Raw genomic sequence first — 19,927 nt, forward strand, 5'->3', positions numbered from 1 at the left:
TGAGGTTATAAGCAATGCTAAAGCTAGGTCTTGTTGGTTGGCGTGGAATGGTTGGCTCTGTTTTAATGGACAGAATGCAGACCGAGGGTGATTTCAAGCTTTTTGACAATTACTTCTTTACTACATCTCAAGCAGGTCAAGCTGCACCAAAATTTGAGAACCTAAAGTCTGATGTCTTGCTCGATGCTTATAGCGTTGATGACTTAATGGGCATGGATGTCATTTTGACTTGCCAAGGTGGTGATTACACCAACAAGATGTATCCTGCTTTAAAGCAAGCTGGTTTCAAGGGTTATTGGATTGATGCTGCTTCTGCTTTACGTATGGAGCAAGATGCCGTAATTATTCTTGATCCAGTAAACCAAAACGTTATTGATCAAGCTTTAAACTCCAATATTAAGACTTTTGTTGGTGGTAACTGCACTGTAAGCTTAATGTTGATGGCTATGGCTGGCCTCTTTAAGGCTGATTTAATTGAGTGGGTTTCCTCCTCTACTTATCAGGCAGCCTCTGGTGCGGGCGCTAAGAACATGCGTGAGCTCTTAATCCAGATGGGCCAATTACACGATAGTGTAAAAGCTCAATTAGCCGATCCACATTCCAATATCTTAGAGATTGAAAAGCAAGTTCGTCAGACCATGAACAGTGCCTCTTTTGAAACTCAATGCTTTGGCGCTCCTTTAGCTGGTTCTGTATTGCCTTGGATTGACAAGCAATTAGACAATGGTCAAAGCAAGGAAGAGTGGAAGGGTATGGCTGAGACCAATAAGATCTTAGGCTTAGCCCCTGGCGCTATCCCTGTAGATGGTAACTGTGTACGTATTAGCTCTATGCGTTGCCACAGCCAGTCTTTAACCATTAAGCTTAAGAAAGATGTTAGCGTAAGCGAGATTGAGTCTTTAATTGCTGCTCACAATCAATGGGTAAAGGTTGTTCCAAATGATAAGGAAGTAACTTTACGTGAACTTACCCCAGCAGCTGTATCTGGTTCTTTAACTGTACCTATTGGCCGTATCCGTAAGATGATGATGGGCGATCAATACTTATCTGCCTTTACTGTAGGCGATCAGCTCTTATGGGGTGCTGCTGAGCCATTACGCAGAATGTTACGCTTATTAGTAGCATAATTTAGACAGAATTTTTATTATTAGAACAGACAGTCGTTTAATGGCCTGGTTAACAGACATTAAGTGGCTGTCTGTTTTTTATTAGGAGATTAATCAAGCTATGGATCGACTTTCACCATTATCTAAAGCGCTAAAAAGCTCATTCGTATTAGGAGCTATCATGCCTCTGTGTACTGCTCTAATGGTTGGTTGTGCAGAGGATAATATTAACAAGGTCAAAAATGGCTATTTTCCTAATGAGAGCAAAAAGAATGTCTCTGAGGTTTTATCATTAAGCCCTTATGCTGCTAAGGGAACTTGGAGTAATTTAGAGGCCAAAGGCGAGGTGCCTATGGTGGCTTATCGCAGCACTATTGCCAATGAAATCATTGTTAATTGGGCCATGCCAAACCTTAGTGAAGAGCTTAAAACTAAAGTTGTCAAAAACCTCAATGATAAGGATTTTGAAGTTAGTCTTAATCTTGAGTTTGCCGTTTACAAAAATGGTAGTTTTGAGGTTGAGGATGCTTTTTTAGCCTATCAAGATACCAAGGCTGCCAATAATAGCACTGAGCTGGTAGACAAGCTTATTAACAAAGAAGGGCTGGGTGATTTTAACCTTGCTGATAAGTCTAAAGTGCTATTTAACGAGGCCTTATATGATGTTCTGCTAGCAAATACCAACTTTAGTGAAGGTACTAAAGTAGGCTTGTTTGGCCATCCTGGCTCCTTATTTAGTCGTACCATTTTTTCTGATAAAGAGATTTATCGCTCTTTCCATCCTCTTAGTATGAATAGAGTGCAAGAGCTTTCTTTAAACAAGGAGCAGCACAGCATTCATCTTAAGGCTAATACGCAAATCTTGGATTTGAACGACTACATGCTCAATGAAATTGGCTTGACCATTTTTGAAAATGGCTATGGCCTGCTCGATGGCAGTAAACTAAAGTCCGACCAAGAAATTTTAAAGCTCATCACCCCATATTCTTATAATTATTTGTTAAGCCAAGAGCTGTCTTTTGACTACGATTTTACCGAGCTTTCTTTAGGTGAGGATTGTAAGATTGAGTCCTTGGATCAAGAAGTGCTAACTCTTAGTGATAGTGATTCTAATAAGGCCTACCTTGCATCAGAGCAAGGACAGCTTAAGCTTTCTTTTGACAGTAATTACCAGAATAATAGTGCTCTTAGAGATTATGTAATCGAGCAGCAAAACATTATTGACTATACCGCCATCGCCTATCCTATAGCCTATGCTGCAAGCTCCATAGCTTCTTTTACCAGCAAGCAAAGTGATTATGACTTGTTTAAAGCTATGATTGGCATTCGTAATAAGGTCATGAATGAAGCTGGCGCTAAGATCCCTAAACCACTTAGCAAGGGGCAAAGTATCTAATATTTAGTATTGGTCTAAACCTTGCTCATTGAGGGCTATTGAGATCAAATTAATAGTTTTTGCTAAATAATTTGACACTGTAGCCGTTGTTACTTATATAGGCAAAAACTATTAATAACTATTAGGCTTGGGACTTAGGAAATTTTAAGCTTAATAGCAATAAGTATTATCTAAATATCAGGGCAGGGCCACATTATGATTGCACAAGAGTTACGTGACGTTTACCTTGTTGATGAACTTCAATTAGGTCAACGCTTAAATGAGTCTCTTCATGAAGGAGACCAGACTGATTTTAATTTAATGTTGGCTATGTTATCCCCTGATGTTACTGACGCTGCCTGGACTCGTGGCCCAGATATTGGTCAGGCTCCAGAGGACTTGCGCTCTAAGTTTTGCTTATTACCAGAAGTGCGCAAGTATGCTCAAAGCGACGATTTTGCTCGTGGTCAGGATTTTGCCGATATGATTCATGATCATGAGGATGCTCAAGTTGGTCAATCTCAGGTATTTTTAGCTGAATGTCTCCGTCAAGAGCCTTTAGTGCCATTCAAAAGAGATCTTGCTCCTGAGGTTTATGCTGAATTAGCACCTTTAAAGAAAGAGAAAGTGCGCAAGCAATTTGCTGGCGAAATCTTGCAATATGAGACTTTCCAAGGCCGTGGTCAAAATATGGATGTGTTAGCTGAAATTAAGCACTCCCAGACCCAAATTCAAGCCCAAATGAAAATTGATGCTACAGCTTAAGTTTTAGACCAACTGATATTAGATTACTTTACTTTAGTTAAGGGCACATAGCAGACGAAGCTATGTGCTTTTTTTGTTTCTATAAGCTTTGCTTTTAGCGAGTACGTACGGCGTGGAGTTCACGATTATCCAAAGAGGCTTTATCGCCTTTCTTTAAGATCACCATTAAAGCTCCTGTACCGCCTTTCCACTCAGGGGCACTATGAAAAGCTAACACCTCAGGCATTTGTTTGAGCCAATGGGCAACATAGCTTTTTAAGGTAGCCTTTTTCTTGGCATATTCACGCTCTGATTTGCCATGAATAATTAATACACAGCGATAGCCTTCATTGCGAGCAGCCACTATATAACGACGGGTATATTCATAAGCCTCTTCTACTGTCTTACCATGTAAGTCAATAAAATCAGCCTCACGATATTCGCCATTTTTTAGTTTCTTAAGTAAAAATGGTTGAGCGCCAGCACTGCGATAAGATAAGACCTCATTAGGAGCTACTAAAGGAACAAAAGTAGAGGAGAAGTAATCAATAGCCTCCTCAGTAGTATCACGGGTAGCGGCCTCTTTTTTAATACGAGAGGTCTCTTTATCCATAGTAGGAGTTACTTGAGCTACTTTATCTTGCTCAATTTTTTTAACCTTGCCTAACTGTTCAACAAGGTCAATATTATCAACCTTTTGTACTGCCTCTTGCATTAAGAGATCTTCAAAAGAAAAAGAGTTATCGTGTAAATTATCCATAAATAATTACCAGTAAACTAAAGACGCTATTTGGCAGTATAAATTTTAGAAATTAAGATCAATAAGTACACTTACAACTAAGAGTAATAAGCCGCACATTCTAATCTTACGCATGGCGTAAAGTATTGATTGATCATCAGGATTATGCTCACCACCTAATTTTGGTAGTCGCATAATATTGCCCTGATAATAGCGAGGGCCACCTAAAGAAATATTTAATGAGCCACCAACAGCGCCTAAGACTAAACCAGAAATAGGAGCTGGGAAAGAGTTAAATCCTTCTTTGGCATGAGCAATATGTCTAATAGGGTTTTTGGAGACGAACAAAAATACCATTAATAAAGCAGCTGGAATAGCAATCATGAGTTGATGCATTCTAAAGATAAACTGCCCAAAATGATGGTTGCCTCTTAGTTTATAGTTATAAGATTGGCTTAAAAGATTGATGGTTTGCATCAGTACTGCACCTTCAATACCTGCAATAAAGTACCATACAATCACACTAAACCAGCCTGAGAAAATTCTTAAAATAGCTCCCTCACAGGCGGCCTTAGCAATACCCATTGGTGAGAGCATAGAGGTTTCTCTTAACACTAAGTCAGATAAGAGATTTTTAGCTTTTTCCTTAAAGCCCTCATGCAAGGCACGATTAACATAAATGGCACGATCTTGTGGATACTTAAGATCAAGTACCCAAATGAGCACAATTAAAGAAACTAAATTATCAAAGCCTGAGAGTGCATCTAAGGTAAAAACTAAAAAGAGAATAACCAGTAAGATTAAGAGCGATAAAAAGAAACCTGCAAAGCTTCTTTGTGGATCGCTAGAACTTGGACGATTAACCTTACGAGATAAGCCCACAAAAATAGGGCTAAGGGCTGATATTTTAAAGCCTTTTGGTAAAGGTATGATCATTTCAATGATCAAAGCTAAAGCCAAAATTAAACTAGGTTCATTAAAGAGAATACCAACATTAACATCACCCACGGTGAGATTTTGGTCAAAGTTGATAAAGCTATTGGTATTAGCTTGAGTATTGGAATTAGCTGCTTGATTTACAGAATAAGTGTTTGGAGCTACTGGAGTGTTTTGCTCTTGCAGATAGCTATCATAAAGCTCATTGTTGCTCGCACTTTGAGTGTTTTCGTTTGTAGCAGGAGCCGCAGTAGTAGGGGCTGCTTGAGCAGCAGGCGTACTGCTTTGACCGCCATGGTACTTTTGCTCTGATCTTTGATAGCTTTGGTTAAAAATAGAGCTACTTTGCTCAGCATTAAGTATCAATGAGCTTGAGCTGCTACCTTGAGCTGTTTCATTATTAAAAAATGGTACAGAGAAGTTAGAGCTAAGATGAGCTTGATACTGATTGAGCCATTGAGCTACATCAGCAGCGTTAAACGAACTACTAATTTGGTTTCCTAACATTTTAACCTCATCTATTAGCCACTGCTGCCCAAAGCAAGCACATGATCAAGTAAAAGGGTAAACTTCACACAACGCATCCTGTGCAGCCAGCGCAGCCAGCGCTGCGCTGCAGCTAGCGCAGCTGTTTGTAAAAACAGCTCAGGTTTTAGCAAGGGCCTGACCCCTTGAATCTTTGTAGGGGTTGGCCTTGCCTTAGCTTCTTAGTATAAGCGGTAATTAAAGTGCATCAATTAAGGCTAAAAGTAATTTAGCGCTATTGTCAGCAGCTAATTGTACAAATTGCTCAAAAACTTCAGGGCTCTCGCCTTCTGCAGTATCTGATACAGAGCGAATTACTAAACATGGTACGTTAAAGTCATTACATACCTGGGCTACAGCAGCACCTTCCATTTCTGTTACTTGAGCCTCTGGGAAGTCTTGCTTCATGTCTAAGCATACTTGCTTTTGGCTAATAAATTGGTCACCAGAGAGCACTACGCCAGTAAAGACATTAGGCTCAAAACCTTGCTCTTGCTTTAAAGTAGCTGCAACAGCTTCGGCTTTAGCAATTAAGGCATGATCAGCTTGGAAATACTGCTCATAGGATGGTACTTGGCCTCTCTTATAGCCGAAAATCTTAAGATCAAAGTCGTGGTAGGCAAGACCAGTAGAGAGAACAATATCACCAATTTTTAAGCCATTACCAATACCACCAGCACAACCAGAGTTAACTAGAATGTCTACTTTAAAGTGATCGGCTAATACAGTAGCAGCTAAGGCGGCGCATACTTTACCAATACCTGATTTAACTAAAACAATCTCATGATCATGATAGGTACCACAAATATATTCACGGTTACCTACTACTTCAATCTTTTTGTTTTCAATGGCGTTAGCAAGTAAGCTAACCTCTTCTTCCATTGGGCCAATAATACCAATACGCATAATAAGCTCCCTAAATATATTGAAAGTTTTTCACATAGCCTAAAGTTGTGGCTGCTACCATCAGCTCGATTGTGAGCACATATGGTTAATACCTTGCCTATTATAAGGGGCACAACCAAGGTACGCTAATATTAGCAATAATTATAGAACGGTCAAATTTAATAAAAGTTAGGAATACCGCAAATATCTGATTACTCTCACTACCATAGCAAACACCAATATGAGCTGGTAAGTAGGTTAGGCTTGGTAGTACCAAAGGCTATGCAGTAGTTTATGGTGCCTTGGCAGACTTCAGATCGAGCGGACGGCTGCCAGGCAGCCCTTCTTGTGCTCTTAGGTCTGCAAGGAGCGGGCGGCTGCATTAGCTGCTAGGGCAGCGTTAGCTTCGTTAGCTGCGTCAGCTGCGTCAGATGGTGTGGCTGCGGTGGACGGTGGTGAACGATAAGGTGCAGGGGCTGATGGGCTGGAGAAATTATTAAAAAGGCACGTGGTAAAAAATAGGGTATGGCTTGTTAGCCATAATAAAGACGGGAAATTTTTGTCTGCCGTGCACTGTGCTTAGTGCACACTGTGGCTCCAGTCATCATTTTTAGGCTAAATTATGCACTTTATGGGGTGCACGAGAATTTTTTCTTAAAATAGCTCAAACAAATTATTAACAAATCCTTATATATTGAGGCTTTGCACAATATTGAGCAAAACAAATTTATTATTTGAGTGCTCTCACAAAAGGAGGCCGACAAGATAGCATATTTGTCGCGACTGGTGCACAATCGTTAAACATGTTACATCGTCGGCTTAATCGAAGGTTGAAATTTACTTTACCTAAATATTAATACGTACAAAAAGACAGAAGCATAGAGTCTTAAAAGATCCGCTCTTATGGTCTGATGACATCGGAGTGGAAAGCTCAATGATAAGAAGTAATACAGTATCAGACAGCAGATCTTTTAAGGCTCTTACATAAAATGCTTTTTATAGTTACGTGTAATCGAAACTATGTAAACCAGGTAAAGCAATTTTTAACTAACTGCTCACTTGTAATTCATAGAAGATAAAGTGTGTGGTAGCAAGCCAGTCATGAACTTAGAGCTAAACAGTTTGTTTAGTTTGAAGGCCACTTGGTAAAAAGAAAGGTAGAAGTGGTAGTTCAAGTGCTTAATGACATATCAAGAAATGTAAGGAAGTTGTGTTTGGCTAGGCATAATGAATTCATTCTTAATGTTAAGCACCTTAAAAACCAATAATAATGGTGTTTAATGATGATAGATAGTTTCACCAATTTCGGCTCTTTATAAATGTAGCTTATAAGAGCTGTTAAGCATGGCGATGATGGTATTAGTTTTTCTAGCTTACAAATAATAAATTGAGGTCATAGTGATGGAAAACTCACGTGATGTGGCTAAACAAACATTAGCTTTAGTTCTTGCTGGCGGTCGTGGCAGTAGATTACATATGCTTACTGATAGCCGTGCTAAGCCTGCCGTATTCTTTGGTGGTAAGTTCAGAATTATCGACTTTGCACTTTCTAACTGTGTAAACTCTGGTATTACTCGTATTGGTGTTGTAACCCAGTACAAGTCCCACTCTTTATTACGTCACATTCAGTCTGGCTGGTCTTTCTTACGTAACCAGTTCAATGAGTTTATTGACTTACTCCCAGCTCAACAGCGTGTTGACGAAGAGCACTGGTATCAAGGTACTGCTGATGCTGTTTACCAGAACATCGACATTATTCGCAACCACAATCCAAAATACATTGTAATTTTAAGTGCTGATCACATCTACAAGATGGACTATACCGCTATGGTTATGGATCACATCAGCTCTGGTTGCCCTGTAACTGTTGCATGTATTGCTATCCCTCGCTCTGAGGCTAGTGCTTATGGTGTAATGCAGGTTGATAACAACAATATGATCACTGACTTCTTAGAGAAGCCACAAGATCCTCCTGCAATGCCAAGCGATCCAAATAGCAGCTTAGCTTCCATGGGTATTTATGTATTCAATGCTGAGTTCTTATACGATGTATTAACCGAAGATGCTAATACCGAAGGCTCACGTCGTGACTTTGGCTTTGACATTATTCCTAAGTTAGTAAAAGAGCATAAGGCTCACGCTCACGACTTTGCTCTATCTTGCATTCGCAATTTAGGCAATATGGACATTTGCTACTGGCGTGACGTAGGTACTATTGATGCTTACTGGGAAGCCAATATGGATATCGCAGCTGTGCAACCACAGTTAGACGTATACGATACCTCTTGGCCAATTTGGACTCACCAGGATCAATTACCTCCAGCTAAGTATGTTCAGGATATCAATGGTGCATCTTCTGTAGTTATGAACTCTGTATGTTCTGCAGGTTGCATTATTTCTGGTTCTGCTTTAGTTCACAGCGTATTGTTCTCCAATTCACGTGTGCACTCCAACTGTAGCTTAAATGAGGCTGTGGTATTACCATCTTGCGTAATTCACCGTGGCTGCCGTTTAACTAAGGTTGTATTAGATCGTGGCTGTGAGTTACCTCGTAACCTCGTAATCGGTGAGGATGTAAATGCTGACTCTAGACGTTTCTTCCGTACCGCTGGCGGTGTTGTATTAGTAACTCGTGAAATGCTTGAGAAATTACGTAAAGACGAGCCTCACCTCTTTGAGGGCTTTGATTCTTACTCTGGCAAGAGCTCACCAATTTACTAATTTTATAGTTTAATTTTTTAAACTACTAAAAAGCACCTTGTACGCATTGGTCATTCAACAAAGCGGCAAGGTGCTTCTTAATTTTAAAAGAGCAAGAATTCACATAGACCAAAATTTTTTAAGAAAATGAGCGCTAAATACGTTTTTAGGTCTATAACACTTGCACTTAAGTACAATTTTGCTTAAGCTTGCAAGCTTTAAAAAGCAACAACAGCAAAGCTAAGCGTTATTGCTTTTATGATTTACAATTTTTTTAAATTTTTGTCATATCATATCTAAGCTTGATCTGCTGTAAATAAATCATATATGTAGCGTTAAAAATGTGCATTTATTTATATGGCGTGGATCAAAGTTCTAAAGCTATTGTGCTTATATATCGCTTTTATGATGATATGATTAAAAAGTTGTCTGTATATTCTTATTAAAACCAGTCTTACTAATTTTAGGTACTGGTTAGTACAAAGCAGATCTGGTTTTTTCAACAGGAGTAGTTACTGATGAGTGAGCAAATCCTCGATGATAACGCAAAGGTTGCGTCAAGTGAGGATGCAATTTTCGATGATATCCGTCCATGTAGAGATGATGAGGCTCATCAGGAACTAGCCATCATTGCCAATGATGAGTCATTAGTTAATGGCATCGTAAAACTCCGTTATCCTAAGCTTTCTAAGTTAATTGGCCCTTTATTAAAGATTAAGGTTCGCTCTTACATTAAAAATGCCGTAGAGCAAATTCATTCTATTGAGCAGTTCCAGCTACAAATGGCTAGTGCTGTAAGTAAAATGATGACTAACACTACCGACGGCGTTACCTTTAAGGGCTTTGAGGAGCTTGACCCTTCTAAAGGCTATCTTTTTATCTCCAACCATAGAGATATCTCTTTAGATCCATGCTTTATCGATTATGCTTTCCATAGCTATCATCATAAAACAGTACGTATTGCCATTGGTGATAACTTGCTTAAGATGCCAGCAGCTACTGCGCTAATGCGTCTTAATAAGAGCTTTATTGTAAAGCGCTCTGTTACCCTGCCTCGTGAAAGATTGCGTGAGGTAAATCATTTATCTCATTATATTGGTCTTTCTTTACAAGAGGGGCACTCTATTTGGATTGCTCAACGTGAAGGCCGTGCTAAAGATGGCAATGACTGCACCGAAGAGGCAGTATTAAAGATGCTTAACATGTATGGTCGCAAGCAAGGCAAGAGCTTTGGTGAGTACATGAGCAGTCTTAACATTGTGCCTGTCTCTATTACTTATGAGTTTGATCCAGGTGATGTGGCTAAGGCCAATGAGCTTGAGGAGCGTGCTCGTAATAACGGCCATTATAAAAAGGCTGAATTTGAAGACATTAAGAGCATTATCAAAGGCATTAATGACTATAAAGGTAAAGTTAGCATTGTTGCTGGTAAGCCTATTGAAGGTGGTTTTGAGACCCCAGCTCAGCTAGCTGCCATTATTGATAAGTTTATTTATCTTAACTATGAGCTCTACCCAAGCGTTATGTTAGCTGCTTACAAGTTAGGCTTAGTAGATGAGAGCATGATTGCTAATATCTCTGCTGAGGATAAAGCTAAGTTTGACCAGCGCATGAGTGAGTTTCCAGAGCACTTACACAAACGTATTTTTCAAATGTATGCTTATCCTTATATCAATCAAAAACGCGCTCAAGAGGGCGAGCTTGATTTAAAGGATTAGCCTTTTAGTTAAGTTTTATGAAGAAAAAGCCATAATCTCATCAGATTATGGCTTTTTTTGGGGCTTTAAAAAATTTTTCTTAAATTTTTTTAAAGCTAAAAGAGCTGGTTCAGCCCTTAAAATGAGCCAAAACTAGTTACATATTTATTATTGATATATAGTGCTTATAAATGGAAAATTGTTAGCCACTGATACTTTCTTAAGCTAAAATAGAGCCCAATTTACAGATATAAAAGATAATTTTGTCTGTATGTTGATGATAATTTGTGGCAACTTTACTTTGTGGCATAAGCAATCGCGCTTACTACTTAAACCTAAGTGTTTAAGAATTTCTTTATTTTGCCTGTTTAGATTCTTTTTTTGGATGACGTTTTATGTCTTCTAATTTTGCTGCTTTGATTACTAGCTCTAAAAGCTATTATCAAAAATTCAAGTTTAACCCTCTTTATAACGAAGATGGCTCTCCTAGCTATATTCGCGCTAGCTTATTAGCTGTATTTGCTATGAGCTTGATTTTGCACGTCTTATTAAAGCCAAGTGAGGCCTCTTATGACAATCAGTCCATTAATAATGAACTCAATATTACCCAGGGTAATATGGTAGAGCATAAGAGCTTTGATCCTTTTAATAAGTCTGCTTATAACAAGGCTACAAGTGGCACCTTACCAAATGAAGGCTCTTTAAAGTCAGGACAAATTGCCTTTGACCCTAAAGAGGCAGAACCAGTAATTGCCTCTGAGGATCAAGGCTGGTCTATCTTTGGTTTTGACTCTCAAGAGGCTAAAGAAAATAAGCAATTAGTGGCTAATCGTAAACAAGCCTTAGCTGAGCTAAGTGATGGCGCTGCTTTTTTAAGTTCTTGTGGCAATATCAATGCAGGTTATATTGGCTGTAAATTCAATTTTTCTAAAAAAGTTAGCCCTTATTATGATAGTAATATTGAGGCTGTAGCTGACGGCTTTATGATCACCTTAGTGGCTAAGGGTGAGCAGCTAAAAGATGGCTGCGTAAAGTTTGTTGCTAATTCCGAGGGTGTATACCAGGCCTTTGATAGCAATGGTCTGGAAAGCCAAAAGTGTTTTATGAATTCTGCTATTAATGAGCACATGTTAAGTTTGCATCGAGCTGTGGATGATATCAGAGGCAACGCAGCGCCATCGGGTGCTAAATTGGTAGCTAATAATTAATTGCAAAAAACCCACTTAATTGTGGGTTTTTTCATATTAAAAACAGCATAAATAGCGCCTTTATTAAGATTCTTAGGCTTGGAAAGGTTGCTTAAAAGAGGCTCTTAGCTGACAAACATGATAAGGCTGTTGCAACAGGCTAACTGAAAATTCATAGTGGTGTATAATTGATTAATTAGCTTATTTAGCCTGAATTAAATTAACTTTTATCCAACAAGGCAGATTGATTATGAAGATTACTAGAAACACTGTAGTTACAGTTTCTTATATTGTTACTGATGAAAGCGAACAAGTTGTAGGTCGTACCGATCCAAAGCGTCCTGTTGTTGCCTTAGTAGGTCAGGGTTACTTAATTCCAGGCTTAGAGAAGGCCTTAGAAGGTCACTCTAAGGGTGATGAGTTTGTAACCCACATTGAGGCTAAAGAGGCCTTTGGTGAAATTAATGAGGGTTTAATTCAAACTATTGATCGCGCATTATTTGGTGATTTCCCTATTCAAGTAGGCAATGCTTTTGAGGCTGATACTTCCTCTGGCCCACGTTTAGTGGTAATTAAAGAAATCAATGACAACACTGTAGTAGTTGATGGTAACCACCCATTAGCAGGCAAAGATCTCAACTTTATGGTAGTAGTTGAGGATGTACGTGAGGCTACTGAAGAAGAGTTAGCTCATGGTCACGCCCATGTTGACGGCGTATGTCCATCCACTCACCAGTGCGGTTGTGGCGGTCACGGCCATGGTGGTCACGGTTGCTGCGGTGGTCACGGCCACCACCACGATGATGAGCATGAGTGCTGCGGCGGCCACGGCCACCACCATCATGACGATGCTGAGGGTGAGGGTGAACACCATTGCTGCTGCGGAGGTCACGGCCACCACCATCACGACGATGCTGAGGGCGAGGGTGAGCACCATTGCGGTTGCGGCGGTCACGGCCACCACCACCATCACGAGGGTGAGGGCGAGGGTGAGGGCGAGCATAAGTGCTGCGGCGGCCACGGCCATCACCACGATGGTGAGGGCGAAGGCGCTGGTGAACACAAGTGTGGTTGCGGCGGTCATGGCCATCACCACCACTAAAATGCGCTTTATTCGCTAATTTTTTGGTAAACTATGCGCCGTGCTCACAGCAGGGCGATGTTTAAGCCATTTAACGGCCCTCTTGGTATGAGCATATCAAGAGGGCTGTGCTTTTTAGGTTGATCATGCGCTCTTACTTTTCTTAAGTAATATTAGGGTTTTTTTAATGAAGTTCATTCTCCGCCTGTTTCCTGAGATCTCAATTAAAAGTCGTCCTGTACGCAATAGATTGATTAAGGTCTTAACACAGAATTTAATGAATGTGGCAGCCAATCATGATTTTGTTATCAAGGTGCAGCCACAATGGGATAAGTTAATTGTTAGTGTAGGTGAGGATGACTCAGATAAGACCCGCACTATGGCAGTTCGTGAGCTCTCTCGTATCCCTGGTATTCATTCTTTTTTAGAGGTTAAAGAGTTTAACTTTGAAAAGTTTGAAGATATATTTGAGGTAGCAGGCCCTATCTATGGCCCTTTACTTGAGGGTAAGACCTTTGCGCTGCGAGTACGCCGTCGTGGTAATCACTCTTTTACCTCCCAAGAGGCTGAGCGTATGATTGGCGGTATGTTTAAGGCTCACTATCCTAATAATGGTGTGTCTTTAAACAATCCTGATATTACTATTAATCTTGAGATTGAGCAGGACAAGGCCTTTGTTATTACTAATAAGTATCAAGGTTTAGGTGGTTATCCTGTTGGTTCTCAAGGTGCAGCTTTAACCTTGATCTCTGGTGGCTTTGATAGTGGTGTATCTACTTATAAAGCCATTCACCGTGGTATGAAGGTGCATTACATCTTCTTTAATATGGGTGGCACTGCCCATGAGATTGGTGTAAAGCAAGAGTCCTATTTTATCTGGGATCGTTTTGCTTCTTCTCACAAGGTAAAGTTCATTACTATTCCTTTTGAAAAGATTGTGGGTCAAATCTTAGAGCGTACTCATCATGGTGTACGTGGCGTAATCTTAAAGCGCATGATGGTAAGAGTAGCCTCTAAGGTAGCAAGTAGACTTAATGCTGAGGCCTTAATTACAGGTGAAGCTGTAGGTCAGGTTTCTAGCCAAACTCTTACTAACTTAAATCATATCGATAATGTCTCTGAGTGCATTGTGCTTCGTCCTTTAGCTATGGAGGATAAGCAGGATATTGTTGATAAGGCTTGGGAAATTGGCACTGCAGGTTTTGCTGAGAGCATGCCTGAGTATTGTGGTGTAATTTCTGACCATCCTAACGTTTGCCCATCTTCTTCTTTTGTAGAGGAAGAAGAGGCTAAGATGGATGCTAATTTGGTAGAGGATGCCATTGAGCGTGCTAGCCATTTAGATATTAAGGCCATTCCAGAGAACACAAGCAAGCTTGAGGTTGAAGTTGAGACTGTAAGTGAGCTTAATTTTGGCGATGTGATCTTAGATGTACGTTCTCCAGATGATGCGCTTAAAGCTCCTTTAAAGGATGACAATCATACTGTGATTGAATTGCCTTTCTATAAGGTAGCCTCTGAGTTTGATAAGCTTGATGAAATTAAGACTTATGCTCTTTATTGTGATCAGGGCGTAATGAGCTTAATGCAGGCTCGTGAGCTTAAGGAAAAAGGCCATCATAATGTTAAGGTTTATCGTCCTAAGTAAGATTAAAGCTTGCTAAGATATTAATAAGTAGGTTGTGGTTTCTTTGGTAAAAGGAAGGCACAACCTATTTTTTTATCATTTAAATTAATAAATGTGCTTTTTTAGGGCATTTATGTGTTTTTGTGATAATTGCGTTAATAATAAAGGGGCAAAATGATTTATCTTATTAAGCTTAAGTTTTAAGCTTAAGCATAGTGATACTATTTGGTAGGCAAGACTAATAATAGTTTAAGGCAAAGATAGGATAAGGTAATGCAAAACATTGTTCTTAATAACAATGTAAAAATGCCTGTTTTAGGATTTGGCGTTTTTCAACTATATGATGCCCATGAGTGCTATCAGGCAGTAGCCAATGCTTTAGGGGTTGGTTATCGACTGATTGATACTGCTCAGGCCTATAACAATGAAGTTGAGGTTGGTAAAGCAATCAAGGATTCATCAGTACCTCGTGATGAGATCTTTTTAACTTCAAAGATTTGGGTATCAAATTCTGGCTATGAAAAAGCCATGGCATCTTTAGAGCTGTCCTTGCAGCGTTTAGGCACAGATTATATTGATCTTATGCTTATCCATCAGCCTTTTGGTGACTATTATGGCTCTTATAGAGCGCTACAGGATGCTTTAGCCCAAGGTAAGTGCCGTGCTATTGGTGTTTCCAATTTCTATGCAGATCGCTTAGTTGATCTGTGTAATTTTGTTGATATCAAGCCGCAAGTTAATCAAATGGAAACCCATGTATTCCAGCAGCAAAGTGCTTTGCGTCCTTATTTAGATAAGTTTAAGGTGCAATTGGAATCTTGGGGACCATTTGCTGAGGGCAAGAATAACTTCTTTAAGAATCCTGTATTGTTAAGGATAGCAGCTCGTAAAGATAGAAGTGTTGCTCAAATTGCTTTACGCTTTTTAATTCAAAATGGCATCATTGCTATTCCAAAGTCCTCTCATGTAGAGCGTATGGAGGAAAATTTCGATATTTTTGATTTTGAGCTTACTCAGTCTGAAATGAATTTGATTCGTAGTCTAGATACTAAACGCAGTGTCTTTTGCGATCATCAAGATCCTGAATTTGTTCAAGCTTTAGCCGATATTGTCCTTAAATAGGAATCGTTTGCATATTTGTTGGCAAATAAGCAATCAAAGATATAGAATAAAGCATCTTTTCTATCTAAAACGATTTTATTTTTTTAGTTTAACCATACCTGATCAATAGGATGTGCAGAGCATGCTCAATCAATCAGTGCTCTTTATTGCTTTACGCTACATCAAAGGCTCAAAAAAACAGCGCTTTGCAACTTTTGTTGCTACCTTAGCGACATTGGGCATTGCTATAGGTGTATGTGCCTTAGTTGTAGTTAGTTCTATTATGCAGGGCTTACAAGAGCGACTTAAAGAAAATATTTTAAGTGACTGTCCACATGTAGTTGTTAAGGCCAAAGCCTCAGATATCCCATTTTTGCTTAACATTAAGCATGTTAATGCCCTTGTTCCTTTTGTTGAGGGACAAGCTATGATTCAATATGGTTCTAACATTTCTATGGTGACGCTTCAGGCTAATCAAACTGACTCTTTGTACGTCAGCCATCGCTATGCTAGCACTATAGGATTGACTACTCATAGAAGCTCTCAAACTAATAAAGATGACAATATTTTAGACTTGCAATATTGCATTAAGATGCCTCATGTTGATAAGGCTGGTTACTCCTATGGATCGCAATTTAATTTAACCAAAGGACGTTATGAGCTAGCTCTCAACTATACTAATTTTATGAGCTTTAATATGGATGGCACTAATAGTGACAATAAAGTTCGTCTTATTAGTACCCAAAATGCTCGTTATACTCCTTTTGGCCTTACTCCTATCCAAAGAAACTTTAAAGTGGTTGATGTGATTGAGAGTATTGATAAGTCCAATGCGCCTATTGTAGTTGGCGAATATGATGATGTACGGAAGTTCTTTAGAATTAGTCATGAAGATACTTACTTCCGCCTGTTCTTATGCGATCCTTTTGCAGTAGATGAAGTAGCTGAAATTCTGGCAACTAAATTTGAATTTACAGATTGGCGCTCTCGTTATGGTGACTTTTTTAAGGCTGTAGGATTAGAAAAGGTTAGCATGACTATCATGCTGTGTTTAATAGTATTGGTAGCAGCTTTTAATATTCTTTCTTCTTTAACTATGGTAGTAAGTTCTAGAGTTAGCGAAATTGCTATTTTAAAAACTTTAGGCATGAATAATATCAGCTTGTTAAATGTGTTCTTGTTAGTAGGCATGTCAGCAAGCTTTATAGGTTCTTTAATCGGTCTATTATTAGGTGTGCCTTTAGCGTTTAATGCCCAAGCTATTCTTAATGTGTTAGGCATTAGTATTATGCAAGGTGAGTTACCTGTAATTATTGATTTTGATAATATCCTTGCTATTGTAGTTATGTGTTGGCTGGTGGCTTTATTATGCACGCTCTATCCTGCTTATTATGCTAGCAAGTCAGATCCAACTAAGCATTTAGCAAGCTCATAAATAATTTTTTGTATCCTTTAAGATGATGGCAATATGCATAAGATTTTATTAAAAGGCCGTTTTATAGAACACTCTTATAGCGAGGGTTCCATCAAGACCCCTGTATTAAAAGGGGTTAATTTGGATATTGAAGCATCCAAAATGACTGCCATTGTGGGTAAATCAGGTTCAGGTAAAAGTACCTTATTGCATATTTTGGGCACTTTAGATACTCCAGATAAAGGAGAGATCTATTTTCAAAATACCAATATTTTAACTTTGAGCCCTAAAGAAAAAGCCATTTTTAGAAACCGTCATTTAGGCTTTGTCTATCAATTCCATCATTTATTAGGTGATTTTAGTGCTCTAGAAAATATTATGATGCCGCTGCTGATTGATAAGGTGAGCACTTCATTAGCACAAAACCGTGCTTATAATTTGTTAGAGCGAGTGGGCCTAAAGGATTTAGCTCATAAGCTACCAAGTGAAATGTCTGGCGGTGAAAGACAGCGTGTAGCTATTGCTCGTGCCTTGGCTTACTCTCCAGAGCTAATTTTAGCTGATGAGCCTACAGGTAATTTAGATGAATACAATGCCAATATGGTATTTGATTTATTTAGAGAGCTGGTACATGACGAAAGCTCAGCTGTGGTGATGGTAACTCATGATAATGCTCTTGCATCACGTTGTGACAATATTTACTCCATGACTAATGGCATTATCGAAAACGGCACTTTTGACGAATCGCTAAGTGAGGAATTTGCAGGCAGCAGTATTAATTTAAATCCTGAGGCTAAGGGTATTTCTCATGACAAAATGATTAGGCCACGAGCTAAGAATCTTAATGCAGCATCGCAATTACATGAGTCTTATCAAAAAGAAAGTGATAATTTTGCAACTGTCACCTTCTGTGCTCAAGAGGTGACTAAAAATGACTCTAATCAAGATCACGCAGAGCTTTATAGCTCTACTGTAGGTAGTTACCGTATTAATAAAGAAGAGTCCAATCGTGTTGGCTCTCAATATCTTGATGCTACTTTAGCTGAGGTTTCCAGAAGCCATAAGGTCTATGCTAATCATGAGTCCCATGATGGTCTCGAAGGCCATCATGGCCATGATGGCCCTAATGACCATGAGAGCCATAATGGATCTGAGGCTTTAGGGCAGAGTAATGGTCAGGCACAAGATTTAAACCTAGCTAAAGATTCTAAGGGCGATAAAGAGTTGCCTGCTGACTATAGTGGCACTAGTGAGTGTAAAGTAGTTTTCTTTGACAATAAAAAATAAGCCGACTACACAGAGCATTAAGTGCGGAGGTGCTTGTGGCAAATAATTTGAGACTTACTATGGCCTTACGCTTTGTTAGGTCACGTCGTAAAGGTGGTCTCACCCGCTTTATTTCTTTTGCCTCTACTTGCGGTATCGCTATAGGTGTATTTGCTGCAATAGTAGGTTTATCTGTTATGAATGGCTTTGAGTACGAACTGCAAAATCGTGTACTCTCGCTTATTCCATCAGCTCAACTTAACAGCTCTAAACCTTATTTTACTAATGGTAAAGACATTGAAAGTATCTTGCTTAAGGATAAAAATATTGTAGCTACGGCTCAGGTCGTAGAGCAAAAATCTATTATTAGCGCTAATAAGGCCTTTGCGCCTTTGGTAATTGCTGGTATTAATCCTGCCAAAGAGACTAAGGTGATTGATATTGAGCGTTTTACCAATGTGGACTTAGATTGCTTAAGCCATAAGCTTTATCCTGAGTTTAAAGATAAGTGCCAGATTAATGTTAAGAATGCCCAATGGTATTCTCAAGAGCTGGAAAAATTTAATAATGATGATCGCTATGCTAATACCCCACGCATCATTATTGGCTCTGGTATTGCCAAAAAGCTTAAGGTAACGGTAGGGCAAGAGGTTACTATAGTAACTTTGGATCACAATAAAGAAAATGCCAATAGCAGTGTGATTTCTCAGTCTTTAAAGAATCCTGAAAAGCATAAAGCCTTGGTAATAGGTATCATTCATATTGGTGGTCAACTTGATGGCTCTATTGCTCTGATGGATTTTAAGGTCTTAAAAGAAATTGCTAAGCTAGATGGTGCTAATAGTATTCATATTAAAACCAAAAACTACCAAGACACTAATAAAATTGTCTTCCAAGCTACTAATGGCAAACTTAAAGAAAGTGCCTATTTGGTTACTTGGATGAACTCCCAAGGCAAGCTCTACCATGATATTCAAATGGTAAGACAAATTATGTATATAGCCATGTTCTTAGTGTTGGCTGTTTCTTGCTTTAATATCGTCTCTAACTTGTTATTGATGGTTGGTGAAAAGCGTCGTGAGATTGCTATTTTGCTTACTATGGGTATGAAGCCACGTGAGGTAGTAAAAACCTTCTCTTTAATGGGCTTAATCTCAGGAGGCTATGGTGCCATTATTGGTATGGTATTAGGCATTGTTTTTAGTTTAGTACTGACTCCTTTTACCAAATCATTTAAAGATTGGTTTGGTTTTGATTTGCTCAATGAGGAAGTTTATTTTATTAACTTCATTCCTTGCCACTTATCAGCAATTGATGTGATTTTTGTCTTAGCTTGTTCTTTATTAATGAGCTTCTTGGCAGCTTTATATCCTGCTATGAGAGCCTCAAAAGTCAAACCAGCTCAAGAGTTAAATCTTTAGTTTTACAAGCCATGGTGATTGCCATGGCTTTTTTGTTTGGTTTAAAGGAAAAAGCACAGCGATAGGGCATTATCTTAGCAAGTGAGAAATTATTGCAATAGATATGAGAGCTAGATCGGATTA

15 protein-coding genes are annotated in these 19,927 nt (G+C 39.1%); 12 read left to right on the forward strand and 3 right to left on the reverse strand.

Annotated elements, in window-relative coordinates:
- Positions 1-14: 14 nt before the first annotated feature.
- The 3 genes from asd to MXE38_RS04090 all read left to right on the forward strand — a co-directional run bounded on the left by asd (position 15) and on the right by MXE38_RS04090 (position 3,246).
- Positions 15-1,127, forward strand: a complete 1,113-nt coding sequence (gene asd / locus MXE38_RS04080) for an aspartate-semialdehyde dehydrogenase (protein WP_246912056.1) — start codon at positions 15-17, stop codon at positions 1,125-1,127.
- A gap of 100 nt (positions 1,128-1,227) precedes the next feature.
- Positions 1,228-2,502, forward strand: coding sequence for a hypothetical protein (locus MXE38_RS04085; protein ID WP_246912058.1), 1,275 nt, complete (start codon positions 1,228-1,230; stop codon positions 2,500-2,502).
- A 195-nt stretch (positions 2,503-2,697) separates the two neighbouring features.
- Positions 2,698-3,246: a VC2046/SO_2500 family protein gene (locus tag MXE38_RS04090; RefSeq protein WP_246912062.1), complete on the forward strand. Its 549-nt coding sequence runs from the start codon at positions 2,698-2,700 to the stop codon at positions 3,244-3,246.
- 94 nt (positions 3,247-3,340) lie between these two features.
- On the opposite strand, the gene MXE38_RS04095 is transcribed toward MXE38_RS04090, so the two are convergent.
- The 3 genes from MXE38_RS04095 to MXE38_RS04105 form a co-directional block, all read right to left on the reverse strand.
- Positions 3,341-3,985 carry a Smr/MutS family protein gene (locus tag MXE38_RS04095; protein ID WP_246912064.1) on the reverse strand — a complete coding sequence of 215 codons (645 nt, stop codon included), beginning with the start codon at positions 3,983-3,985 and terminating at the stop codon, positions 3,341-3,343.
- A 45-nt stretch (positions 3,986-4,030) separates the two neighbouring features.
- Positions 4,031-5,407 carry a cobalamin biosynthesis protein gene (locus MXE38_RS04100; protein WP_246912066.1) on the reverse strand — a complete coding sequence of 459 codons (1,377 nt, stop codon included), beginning with the start codon at positions 5,405-5,407 and terminating at the stop codon, positions 4,031-4,033.
- A gap of 216 nt (positions 5,408-5,623) precedes the next feature.
- Positions 5,624-6,331 (reverse strand): 5'-methylthioadenosine/adenosylhomocysteine nucleosidase, encoded by a 708-nt coding sequence (locus tag MXE38_RS04105; protein ID WP_246912074.1) that lies wholly within the window; start codon positions 6,329-6,331, stop codon positions 5,624-5,626.
- A 1,380-nt stretch (positions 6,332-7,711) separates the two neighbouring features.
- On the opposite strand from MXE38_RS04105, the gene glgC reads away from it, so the two are divergent.
- The 9 genes from glgC (at position 7,712) to MXE38_RS04150 (ending at position 19,804) form a co-directional block, all read left to right on the forward strand.
- Positions 7,712-9,031, forward strand: a complete 1,320-nt coding sequence (glgC, locus tag MXE38_RS04110; RefSeq protein ID WP_246912077.1) for a glucose-1-phosphate adenylyltransferase — start codon at positions 7,712-7,714, stop codon at positions 9,029-9,031.
- A gap of 497 nt (positions 9,032-9,528) precedes the next feature.
- Complete coding sequence (locus MXE38_RS04115) at positions 9,529-10,728, forward strand: 1-acyl-sn-glycerol-3-phosphate acyltransferase (protein WP_246912079.1); 1,200 nt, start codon at positions 9,529-9,531, stop codon at positions 10,726-10,728.
- A 374-nt stretch (positions 10,729-11,102) separates the two neighbouring features.
- On the forward strand, positions 11,103-11,915 hold the full coding sequence (locus tag MXE38_RS04120) for a hypothetical protein (protein ID WP_246912083.1): 813 nt from the start codon (positions 11,103-11,105) through the stop codon (positions 11,913-11,915).
- Positions 11,916-12,144: 229 nt separating this feature from the next.
- A complete protein-coding gene (locus MXE38_RS04125; RefSeq protein ID WP_246912091.1) occupies positions 12,145-12,996 on the forward strand; it encodes a peptidylprolyl isomerase in 852 nt (283 codons plus the stop codon).
- Between the two features lie 166 nt (positions 12,997-13,162).
- Positions 13,163-14,623: a tRNA uracil 4-sulfurtransferase ThiI gene (gene thiI, locus MXE38_RS04130; RefSeq protein ID WP_246912095.1), complete on the forward strand. Its 1,461-nt coding sequence runs from the start codon at positions 13,163-13,165 to the stop codon at positions 14,621-14,623.
- Positions 14,624-14,875: 252 nt separating this feature from the next.
- A complete protein-coding gene (locus MXE38_RS04135; protein WP_246912097.1) occupies positions 14,876-15,724 on the forward strand; it encodes an aldo/keto reductase in 849 nt (282 codons plus the stop codon).
- Between the two features lie 121 nt (positions 15,725-15,845).
- A complete protein-coding gene (locus MXE38_RS04140; protein WP_246912106.1) occupies positions 15,846-17,138 on the forward strand; it encodes an FtsX-like permease family protein in 1,293 nt (430 codons plus the stop codon).
- 33 nt (positions 17,139-17,171) lie between these two features.
- The gene (locus MXE38_RS12510) at positions 17,172-18,404 is read left to right on the forward strand and encodes an ABC transporter ATP-binding protein (protein ID WP_246912108.1); all 1,233 of its coding nucleotides are present in this window, start codon (positions 17,172-17,174) and stop codon (positions 18,402-18,404) included.
- A gap of 35 nt (positions 18,405-18,439) precedes the next feature.
- Complete coding sequence (locus MXE38_RS04150; RefSeq protein ID WP_246912110.1) at positions 18,440-19,804, forward strand: FtsX-like permease family protein; 1,365 nt, start codon at positions 18,440-18,442, stop codon at positions 19,802-19,804.
- Positions 19,805-19,927 lie beyond the last annotated feature (123 nt).

The organism is Anaerobiospirillum sp. NML120448 (genome assembly GCF_023050945.1).
Lineage (GTDB): Bacteria > Pseudomonadota > Gammaproteobacteria > Enterobacterales > Succinivibrionaceae > Anaerobiospirillum.